General features: G+C 67.6%; 9 protein-coding genes and 2 pseudogenes. All 11 read left to right on the top strand.

Annotated features, from left to right (window positions below; genetic code table 11):
- Nucleotide 1: 1 nt before the first annotated feature.
- Nucleotides 2-879, top strand: a pseudogene (locus WS62_RS00055) (TauD/TfdA dioxygenase family protein).
- 68 nt (nt 880-947) lie between these two features.
- Nucleotides 948-1,796, top strand: a complete 849-nt coding sequence (locus WS62_RS00050; protein ID WP_066566097.1) for a class I SAM-dependent methyltransferase — start codon at nt 948-950, stop codon at nt 1,794-1,796.
- A 19-nt stretch (nt 1,797-1,815) separates the two neighbouring features.
- Nucleotides 1,816-2,595, top strand: coding sequence for an ATP-grasp fold amidoligase family protein (locus WS62_RS00045; protein WP_066566095.1), 780 nt, complete (start codon nt 1,816-1,818; stop codon nt 2,593-2,595).
- A complete protein-coding gene (locus WS62_RS00040) occupies nt 2,589-3,665 on the top strand; it encodes a sulfotransferase (protein WP_066566092.1) in 1,077 nt (358 codons plus the stop codon). Before WS62_RS00045 ends, WS62_RS00040 begins: the two co-directional genes overlap by 7 nt.
- A gap of 18 nt (nt 3,666-3,683) precedes the next feature.
- Nucleotides 3,684-4,508, top strand: a complete 825-nt coding sequence (locus WS62_RS00035) for a transketolase (RefSeq protein ID WP_066566089.1) — start codon at nt 3,684-3,686, stop codon at nt 4,506-4,508.
- Nucleotides 4,505-5,413 carry a transketolase family protein gene (locus WS62_RS00030; protein WP_066566086.1) on the top strand — a complete coding sequence of 303 codons (909 nt, stop codon included), beginning with the start codon at nt 4,505-4,507 and terminating at the stop codon, nt 5,411-5,413. Before WS62_RS00035 ends, WS62_RS00030 begins: the two co-directional genes overlap by 4 nt.
- Nucleotides 5,410-6,495, top strand: coding sequence for a hypothetical protein (locus WS62_RS00025; protein WP_197422734.1), 1,086 nt, complete (start codon nt 5,410-5,412; stop codon nt 6,493-6,495). Before WS62_RS00030 ends, WS62_RS00025 begins: the two co-directional genes overlap by 4 nt.
- Before the next feature lie 76 nt (nt 6,496-6,571).
- On the top strand, nt 6,572-7,699 hold the full coding sequence (locus tag WS62_RS00020; RefSeq protein ID WP_066566082.1) for an acyltransferase family protein: 1,128 nt from the start codon (nt 6,572-6,574) through the stop codon (nt 7,697-7,699).
- Between the two features lie 40 nt (nt 7,700-7,739).
- Entirely contained in the window at nt 7,740-8,834 is a 1,095-nt protein-coding gene (locus WS62_RS00015; RefSeq protein ID WP_066566080.1) for a phosphoserine transaminase, read from the top strand.
- A gap of 82 nt (nt 8,835-8,916) precedes the next feature.
- Entirely contained in the window at nt 8,917-9,735 is an 819-nt protein-coding gene (locus tag WS62_RS00010) for a glycosyltransferase family 2 protein (RefSeq protein ID WP_066566171.1), read from the top strand.
- A gap of 163 nt (nt 9,736-9,898) precedes the next feature.
- Nucleotides 9,899-10,079, top strand: a pseudogene (locus tag WS62_RS00005) (sulfate adenylyltransferase subunit CysD); the annotation flags it as partial.

Below are 10,079 nucleotides of genomic sequence, written 5' to 3'. Positions count from 1 at the left end.
GATGGAAAAATTGGACATTCGGCCGCTGAGCGGGACCATCGGCGCGGAAGTGCGCAACCGCACGCTCGCCGGGATCGTCGAGAGCGGGCGTGTCGACGAGATCCGGCAGGCGCTGCTGCGGTACAAGGTGCTGTTCTTCACGAACCAGCCCGATTTGAGCGTCGAGACTCAGATCGCGTTCGGCAGGCTGTTCGGCGAACTCGAGACGAATTTTCCGTCGTTCACCGCGAAGCCCGACGGCAGCCCGAGGTCACGGTGTTCGACGGCGCCGTGTCGACCGGTCGCGCGTCGATCTGGCACACGGACCTCAGCATCGCGAAGTTGCCGAGCGCGATGGGGATCCTGTGCGTGAAGGAGACGCCGGACAGCGGCGGCGACACGATGTGGGCCGATCTCGAGGCCGCTTACGCCGCGCTGTCGCCGGGCATGCAGACGTTTCTCGAAGGGCTGCGCGCGGTGCACGACATGATGACCCAGCAGTATGCGGAGCGGCCGGGCGCGTTCCAGACGCAGGGCCGCTCCGACATCGATCTGTCCAACGTGTTCGGCGCCGAGCATCCGGTGGTGCGCGTGCATCCGGAGACGGGGCGCAAGTGCCTGTTCGTCAATCCGTTCCTGACGTCCCACATCACGGGCTTTCACTCGGCCGAAAGCGCGACGATCCTCAACTACCTGTATGCGCTGATGGAGCGGCCGCAGTACACGGTGCGCTGGCACTGGTCGAACGGCGACGTCGCGCTCTGGGACAACCGGTGCACGATGCATACGGCCGTCGACGACTACGGCACCGGGCGCCGCTTCGCGCGGCGCGTCTGCGTGCGCGGGGATGCGCCCCACGGCGTCGGCGAACGCAAACCGGTCACGGCCGCCGCCGCATGACGGGCGGTGGCCGACACGATCGCCGCGGGCAGGCCGCGGCAGATTTTTCAATTTAGCGCGAGTCCCATATGGCAAATCAGTTAATTCACTCTGGCGTCGATTTTTCCGGTTCCGTGTTTCTTGCGTCGAGCAACGTCCGTGCGAACGCGCACCGCCTGAACTGGCGCTCGAAAGTGCTCATCAGCGGTCATGCGGACGATTTCAAGGGCAAGCGGGTGCTCGATCTCGCGAGCCACGACGGCCGCTTCATGCACGCGGCGCTCGCGCACGGCGCGACGAAGGTGGTCGGGGTGGAGGCGCGCGCCGACCATATCGACAGCGCGCGGTCGAATCTCGCGCAAGGCGGCCACGGCCGCGATCGCTACGACGTGGTCTGCGCGGACCTGGTGGAATATTTGAAGTCGGTCGAGACGGGCGCGTTCGACACGATCCTCTGCTTCGGCGTGCTGAGCCATCTGATCGAGCACGTCGACATCGTGCGCGAGGTCGGCCGCATCGCGCCGGGGGCGTTCATCCTCGACACCTGGGTCGCGCGCGAGCGCTGGAATCTCCGGGAGCGGCTGCGCAACCGTCGCGTCAACGCGTTCGTCCGGCGCACTCAGCAGGGCGGATTCGGGAGCGTGTCGGGGCTGGCGCGCGTCCGGAGCTGGCTGAACGACGTCATCCCGGGCGAGCACAGCCGCACCGGCAATCTCGTGTTTCTTTACGAGGACGCGGCGGCGCCCGGCGCGACGGTGCGTCAGAGCGGCCTGATGGGCTGGGCGAACCGGTCGCTCGTCGAGATGCTGTTCGATCACTACGGGCTGACCCATGAACGCGTCGACTGGCGCGCACAGGGGGTCGCCGACTGGAGCGAACTCGAAGACTATCGGCACAACAGGCGCGAGAGCTGGGTCGCGCGCGCCCGCCGCGCGTGAAATTCGACCGGAGAACGTCGTGAAGACATTCAGAGAGAAAGTTCGGGCGAGATGGCCGAACTACGATGACCGGCGCGGCGTTTTCCTGCCTGGCGCGACGCCGGACGAGATGCGGCGCGTGGCGTGCGAGACGCAGCTCGATTGCAAGCTGACGTGCCGCACCCACCTCCACGCATACGGCGAGTATCTGCCGAAGCTGTACTTCGAGGGCAACGTCGCCGACTGCGGCTTCACGACGCTTCCGGCACGCTATGTGATCAAGCCGCGTTGCCAGACCGGCGTGCTGATGCTGATGGACGACGGCGTCGACTTGAAGAGCGGCAAGTCGGTCGGCCATGACGACATTCGCGCGTTCTTCGCGCGGCAGTGGTGCTATCGCGGGCTGAACAACGACGTGCTGGTCGAAGAGATGATCGAAAACCGCGACGGCTCGCCGTGCGTGTCCCAGTTCAAATGCCTGACGTTCCACGGCCGTGTCGAATACATCCACTACGTGACCGTGGGCTACGACCTCGGCTGCGTCGCCTACGACTACGACCGTGACTGGAACCGCGTCGCGCTGTATCACAGCGCGCAGCCTGTCGAGCGCGGGATTCCCTGCCCGGAGAACTTTCCGGCGGTGATCGCGCTCGCCGAGCGCCTGGCGGATTACTACCGGGACTGGACGGGCATCGAGCACGTGCGGGTCGATCTGTTCGATTCGGACAAGGGGCCCGTGTTCGGCGAATACGCGGGCGGCACGAATGGCGGGGAAGGGTTCACCGAGGACGCGCAAGCCCTGCTTGGCGCGCTGTGGTGAGCGGCGCAAGCGGCGCATTGCCGCCGCATGGTCGGAGGTACGACACGATGAACGAGCTGCCGTCACGTCCGCACCGGCCGGTGCGCGTGCTGCGCGTACTGGCGTCCCGTCACGCGGACTCGACGCGGATGGTTCGACCGCGGGATTTCGAGACGGAGGTCGTCGCGCAGGCGGCGAGCGTGTCCGACGTCGGCGACCGGTGGCGCTACGTGCCGCTGTGCGTCGACTGGCGGGACGCGCGGCTGCTCTATAGCCGCTGGGACGACGATTGCGCGATGACCGACGCGCCGTTTCTTTACCAGCGTCAGCGGCGCACCGCGCGGTTCCTGCTCGACGTGCCGTTCGAGCATCTCGACACGCCCGGCCGGGCGGCCCGCATGACGCCGACCTTCATTTTCTCGGTCGGGCGCTGCGGCTCGACGCTGCTGTCGCGGTTGCTGGCCGCGGCCGGCGAGCAGTCGGTGTCGGAGCCCGACGTGCTGACGAGCGTTGCGCATTTCGACGACGACGCCGAGCGCGCGGCCGCGGACGGCGCGCGCGAGCGGATCGTGCAGAGCTGCGTCGCGGCGTTTGAGCCCGCGTGCGGGCGCGCGCCGGTCATCAAGCTGCGGGCGCGCTGCAATCGCGCGATCGACGTGTTTCTGAACGCGATGCCGCATGCGCGCTACGTGTTCATGTGCCGCAACCGCGACGACTGGGTGCGATCCAGTTCGCGCGCGTTCGACGACAGCGGCGAGGCGCTCGCCGATCTGCTCAAGGCATCGGTCGAAGCGTTCGACCGGATGCACGCGGCGGGCGTCGATCCCGTGCTCGTCTGGTACGAGGATCTGCTCGCGGATCCGGTGGGATCGCTGCGGCGCATCCTGCGCGCGCGCGACGATCTCGACGCGCGCCGCACTGCGATCAAGCAGGCCCTCGGGACCGACGCTCAGGAGGGCTCGGGCCTGTCGCGCGCGTCGCTCGCGACCCGGACGGGCGACGTCGGCGCGCTCTCCGCGTTCGAGGCGCGCTGGCGCGAGATCCGGCCGGAGCGGCTCTTGCGCGAACACGGCTTGTCGCGCCTGCGCTAAACCTTTTTTCGAACAGGAATGACGATGAATCTCGACAACCAGGTGCTGGAAAGTCGAAAGCGGGTGCTGAAGATGCTGCAAGGCGTCGATGGCGGACATTTCGGCGGCGCGATGAGCGTGCTGGACACGCTCATCGTGCTGTACCACCGGGTGCTCAGGCGCGACGCGGGACGTCGGGCCGAGGGGCTCGACGATCGGCTGATCCTCTCGAAGGGGCATGCGTCGGTCGCGCTGTATGCGGTGCTCGCGTCGATCGGCGCGCTGCCGGAGGCGGAGCTCGCGACGTACGGCCGGGGCGGCGGCCGTTTGCCGTGCCACCCGGACATGACGCTGTTCGACGCGGTCGACTTTTCGACGGGATCGCTCGGACAGGGACTGTCCGTCGGCCTCGGCATGGCGTTCGCGCTGCGCGGTACCGGCGCGCGCGTATGGGTCGTGCTCGGCGACGGCGAATGCCAAGAAGGTCAGGTGTGGGAGGCGGCGCAGTTCGCGTCGCGCTACGGAGTCGACAACCTGCATGCGGTCGTCGATCTGAACGGCTTTCAGGAGATGGGCTGGCGCGGCATCGACGGCGTGGTGCCCGATCCGCTGCCCGACGCGGCGCGCAAGTGGGCGGCGTTCGGCTGGCACGTGCGCGAAGTGGCGGGGCACGACGTCGCGCAGCTCGAGACCGCGATGTGCGGGATGACCGCGCAGCGGGGGCGGCCGAGCGTCCTCCTCGCGACGACTGTGAAAGGGCGCGGCATTCCCGCGTTCGAGTTCGATCCGGGGCTGTCGCACTGCACGTCGCTCACCGACGATCAGTTCAGGCACGCGGTGGCCGTGGCGGAGGGCGTCGTATGAGGCCCGCCGCACATTGCGTGCAAGCGCTCGTCGAACGCGCCGAGTGCGATCCCCGGATCTGGGTGCTGGACGGCGATCTCGCCGATTCCTACGGTGCTGACCGTTTCGCGGCGATCCATCCGGACCGGTTCCTGATGGCGGGGATCGCCGAGCAGTCGATGGTGTCGACGGCGGCCGGGATGGCCGCGTGCGGCCTGCGGCCGTGGGTGTTCTCGTTCGCGGCGTTCCTGTGCTACCGGGCATACGATCAGATTCGCGTCGGTCTCGCGCAGACCGGGATGCCGGTCACGCTCGTCGGTTCGCACAGCGGCGGATGCGGCGGCCCGAACGGCAAGAGTCACCTGGCGCTGAACGATGTCGCGGTGATGGCGTCGCTGCCGAACATCGATATCTGGGCGCCCGCGAGCGATCGCGACACGCGCTTCGTCGTCGATGCGGTGATGGAGACGGATCGGCCGGCGTACATCCGGTATCCGCGCGAGCCGTGGGGCGAGCTGCCGGGGGAGCCCGCCGTGTGCCGCTGGATCGGCGAGCGCCATCGCTTCGCGCTGGTGAGCTGCGGGCTGTTCACGCACGTCGCGGACGACGCGGCCCGGCGGCTGCGCGCGCTCGACATCGACGCGGGCGTGATCCACGTGACGCGGCTCGCGCCGTTTCCCGCCGAGGCTTTCGGCGCGCTCCTCGGCGGCGTCGACGGGATCTGGGTCGTCGACGACCATACGCGCTTCGGCGGCCTTGCCGATCTGCTCCGCTCCAACGGCCATGAGGTCCGCGAGCCGGTGTTCAACTGGCCGGCGAACTGGAGCGGCGACGTCGGGCCGACCGCGGAGCTGCTGCAGCGCCATGGCCTGTCCGGCCCCGATATCGCCCGGCGGATCGCGGCGGAACTGGCGCGGAGAGGCTGACGATGCCGGTCGATCTGCTCGTGACGGGATCCGGCTCGCTCGCGGAGGCCGTGTTGTTCGATCTGATGGCGATGCCGGCGCTCGCCGAGCCGATGACGATCGTGCTGGCGGGGCGCAACGTATCCCGGCTCGCGTGGCTCGCCCACGCCTCGAATGCGCGTGCGTGTGCGCTCGATACGCATCACCGGGTCGCGTGCCGCGCGATCGACTGGGACGCGCCGGACGATCTCGCGCGGCTTGTCGATGATTGCGCGCCGAAGGTCGTATTCCACGCGGCGTCGCTGCAATCGATGTGGGAGATCGCGAGCGGCGGCGACGCATGGGCGGCCGAGATTCGCGCGAGCGGCTACGGCGCAACACTGCCGCTGCAGCTCGCGCTGGCGCTGCGCGTCGCGCGCGCGATCGGCGAGCGCACGCCGTCGAGCCGTCTCGTCAACGCGTGCTATCCGGACGCATCGAACGAGATCCTCTCGCGGCTCGGCCACGACGTGTTGTGCGGCATCGGCAACATCGCGACGCTGGCGGCGACGTATGCTGCGCAACTGGGCCTCGATGCGTCGTCGCGGCTCCGGATGCTCGCGCATCACCGGCAGGTCGCCGCGGCCATCGCCGGGTTCAGCCGCCTGCATCCGCCGCGGGTGTGGATCGACGGCGCGGCGGCGAGCGCGCCGGATGCGCTGCCCGACGTGCGGCTGCCGGCCGGCCCGTCGCTGAATCTCGTCACCGGAGCGACGGGCGCGCAGTTGATCGCCGCGGCGCTCGGCCGCGTCGAGCGGTACGTGGGGCACACGCCCGGGCCGCTCGGCCTTCCCGGCGGCTATCCGGTGACGTTCGCCGGCGGCCGGCTCGAGCTGGATCTGCCGCCCGGCTTGACGCAGGAAGACGCCGTCGCGAGCAATCGCGAATGGGCGTGCGAGGAGGGCGTCATGATCGACGCGCACGGGGGCGTCCGGATCGCGTCGGAGCGCGCGGCCGGCGCCGGCGGGACCACGCTGCCATTGTCGTATCACATCGAAGAGATCGAGGACATCGCTCGGCACATGATGCGCGCGAAGGCGGATTTGCAACGCCGTACCGCTTGACTGGCACGTCGCAGCCCGTCGCGCGTTCGCGGCGGCCCGCCGGGCGCGGAACGGGAACCTGGAACAGGAATGGAAGATGGAATTGAATAAACGTAGCGATGGTGTGGACCTGTTGCGCGGGATAGCGATCCTGCTCGTGCTGATCCTGCATTTTCACCTGACGTACAGGCTGCACGTCACGCCGTTCGATGTCCCCTGGCTGTCCGACGCGATCAAGGCGATCTCGCGCAACGGCAACTACGGCGTCACGATGTTCTTCGCGGTATCGGGCTTCCTGATCACGTCGACGTCGATCAGGCGCTTCGGCTCGCTGGGCACGATCCGCCCGACCACGTTCTACCGGTTTCGGGCGTCGCGCATCCTGCCGTGCCTCGTGTTCGTGCTGGCGGTGATCGTCGCGCTCGGATCGCTCGGCATGCGCTCGTTCGTCAACAAGCCGGACACGGCAGGCGTGTTCGTCTCGGTGCTGTCCGTGCTGACCTTCTGGCACAACGTGTTGATGTCCAAGGTCGGCTACTTCAACTACAGCATGAACATCCTCTGGTCGCTGTCGGTCGAGGAGGTGTTTTACCTGTCGTTTCCGATTCTTTGCCTGCTGCTGAAGCGCCGCCGGTACATTCTCCTGTTTCTGTGTCTGCCGATCATCGCCGCGCCGATCTACCGGAGCCTGCACGCGGACGACGAGATCGTGGCGCTCTACGGCTACCTGTCGTGCTTCGACGCGATCGCGATGGGATGCTGCGCGGCGCTGCTGCCCGCGCGCGCCATGTCGCGCGGCTGGAGCAGGGCGATCCGGTGGATCGCCGGCATCGCGATCGCGGCGACGTATCTGTCCGGTCCGATCATGCAGCACGTCGTCTGGGGCGTCTCGGTCGTCGCGTTCTGCACCGCGGTGCTGCTGTACTCGTTCAGGAACGGCGCGCCGCGCGAAACCGCGGCGCCCCCGTTCGTCTCCCGCTTCATCGGCTGGTTCGGGCAGCGCAGCTATGAGCTGTACCTGTTTCACATCGTCGTGCTCGGCATCCTGCGCGAGTACGTCACGCGGGAAAACGTCGACATCTACGCGAAGCCGCTGTGGCTCGTCTTCTATCTGTGCGCGTCGGCGCTGGTTGCGCAGCTTGTTTTCAAGTGCTACTCGGAGCCGCTCAACGGCGCGTTCAGGCGGGGCGCCGTGCGCCCGTCGTCGGGCTATCTGCAGAAATGATCCGATTCCTGTCTTCACTTTGCCTCGGGAGTGTCGTCAGATGCATCGCAATCAACTGAATTTCTCGGGCGGCCCCGGCGCGCTGCCGGATTCCGTCCTTCAACAGGTTCAGCAGGCGGTCGTGGCGCTGCCGGAAACCGGCTTGTCGGTGCTGGGCATGAGCCATCGCTCCCGCTGGTTCTCGAATCTGCTCGCGCAGGCGCAGGCCGATCTGCGCGACCTGCTGGGCATTTCGAACGACTACGGCGTGGTGTTCCTGCAAGGCGGCAGCAGCCTGCAGTTCTCGATGATCCCGATGAACTTCTCGCTGCCGGGCGCTGCCGCGCCGGAGTATGTGACGACGGGCTACTGGAGCCGGAAGGCAATCAGCGAGGCGTCGCGCGTCACCGCGATGCGCGTGGTCTGGGACGGCGAGGAGAGCGGCTACCGGACGCTGCCGTCGCTCGCCGCGCTCGACTGGGATGCGCGCGCGCCGTTTCGCCACTACGTATCCAACGAAACCGTCGAGGGGCTTCAGTTTCCCGTGGCGGCGGATCTGCCCGGCAGCCCGCTGATCGCGGACATGTCCTCGGACTTCATGTCGAAGCCGTTCAGCGTGGATGCGTACGGGATGGTCTACGCGCACGCGCAGAAGAACCTCGGGCCCGCTGGCGTGACGGTGGCGATCATCCGGCGCGCGCTGCTCGAGCGCGTTTCCGACACGCTGCCGCCGATGCTCGATTTCCGGACCCATGTCGAGCATCGGTCGAATTACAACACGCCGCCCGTATTCGCGATCTACGTGATGGCGCTCGTGCTGCGCTGGATTAGGGATGAAATCGGCGGCATGGACGCGATGCGCGACATCAACGCGCGCAAGGCCGCCGCACTATACGCGACGCTCGACGAGTTGAACGAGGTGGTCGACTGCCATGCGCAGCAGGCGGCGCGCTCGACGATGAATGCCGCGTTCCGCTTCAGGGACGTGCGGCTCGATGCGCTTTTCAAGGAGAAATCGGCCGAGGCCGGCTTGTCCGGCCTGAGCGGACACCGCTCGATCGGCGGCATCCGCGCCTCGCTGTACAACGCCGTATCGGAACAGGCGGTGAGCCGGCTGACCGCGTTTCTGAAGGACTTCGCGATCCGGTACGCGTGACCGGTCGGGGATCGCGGACGCCACGCGCGTCGCGCGATACGTTTGCTTCATCGAGGTCCGCTCAACCAGGAGGAAATTGATCATGCTTTCCATCATCGTGACATGGAGAAACCGGAATGAACTGGCGGGCGCGTTGCCCGGGCTCGCCGAGACCGCGAGCCGGCTGAACGGCGAGGTCGTCATCGTGAATTTCGGCGGCGACGCGCTCGCGCTGGCCCGCCAGACCGAAGGCTTCGAGCATGCGGTCCATGTCGTCGAACTGCGCGACCAGCGCTATTTCCACAAGACGAAGGCGCAGAATCTCGGCGCGCACGCGGCCCGTCGCGACACGCTGTTCTTTTGCGACTGCGACATCATCGTCGATCCGGACGTGATCGCATCGCTCGTGCGCAAGCTCGATGCGACGCCCGGCACGTTCGCGACCCTGAAGGGCGTGCGCGAGACCGAGCAGAATTCGCGGCAGGCGAAGAACGTTGTCCGCTTCGGCTATCGCCTGGACGTCAAGATCCGCAACGGCCGGGAGCTCGCGATCGTCGACAACGAGGAAGACGCGCAGGACGGCACGCGCCAGGCCCCCGGGCTCCTGTTCGTCAGAAAGCGGGACTTCCTGTCGGTGAACGGCTACAACGGGCGTCTGCACGGTTGGGGATGGGAGGATCAGGACATGATCTCGCGGTTGACTCTCGGGGCCGGACTGGTGCGGCACGTCGGCGGCCATGCGCTGCACATTTCGCACGACGACCACGCGCGCGTGTCGCAGTATCCGGTGGAGAACCGCTGGGAAAGCCGCGACAAGATGTTTCGGCAGGCGCTCGCCTACTACGACGACGACGATTTCCTCGGGACGTACGTCGAGGACGTTGAGCATTTCGCGGCGGACATGGGCGTTGCCTGCTCGTGAACGCCGCGTTCCGGGCCGCGACGGCGCGACACGGCGGTGACGACGGGCGCATGCGTCGCGGCCGCGCGGCCGGCGCCGTTTTCCGCAGGGGCTGCCGGCCCACGGGGCCGACCCCGCCGCACGGCAATCGCACCGCATGCGCTTCGAACCGGGGACTTCGACAATGAACGCGACGCTCGAACAATCCGCCTTGGGCCCGCCCGCCGGCGACGCGAGGCGGATGGGCCACCTCGACTGGCTCGAGGCCGAGTCGATCCACATCTTGCGCGAGCTCGTCGCCGAGTGCAGCAAGCCCGCGCTGCTGTTCTCGGGCGGCAAGGATTCGGTCGTCGTGCTGCATCTCG

Source organism: Burkholderia sp. ABCPW 14, assembly GCF_001523835.1.
In the GTDB taxonomy this organism is placed as follows: Bacteria; Pseudomonadota; Gammaproteobacteria; order Burkholderiales; family Burkholderiaceae; genus Burkholderia; species Burkholderia mayonis.
Note: the sequence above shows the minus strand (reverse complement) of the source record. Positions and strands in the feature narration are given on the sequence as shown.

Coding starts and splice junctions, on each gene's coding strand:
- WS62_RS00020 (WP_066566082.1), top strand. CDS start 6,572: ATGGAATTGAATAAACGTAGCGATGGTGTGGACCTGTTGCGCGGGATA.
- WS62_RS00030 (WP_066566086.1), top strand. CDS start 4,505: ATGAGGCCCGCCGCACATTGCGTGCAAGCGCTCGTCGAACGCGCCGAG.
- WS62_RS00015 (WP_066566080.1), top strand. CDS start 7,740: ATGCATCGCAATCAACTGAATTTCTCGGGCGGCCCCGGCGCGCTGCCG.
- WS62_RS00050 (WP_066566097.1), top strand. CDS start 948: ATGGCAAATCAGTTAATTCACTCTGGCGTCGATTTTTCCGGTTCCGTG.
- WS62_RS00010 (WP_066566171.1), top strand. CDS start 8,917: ATGCTTTCCATCATCGTGACATGGAGAAACCGGAATGAACTGGCGGGC.
- WS62_RS00035 (WP_066566089.1), top strand. CDS start 3,684: ATGACGATGAATCTCGACAACCAGGTGCTGGAAAGTCGAAAGCGGGTG.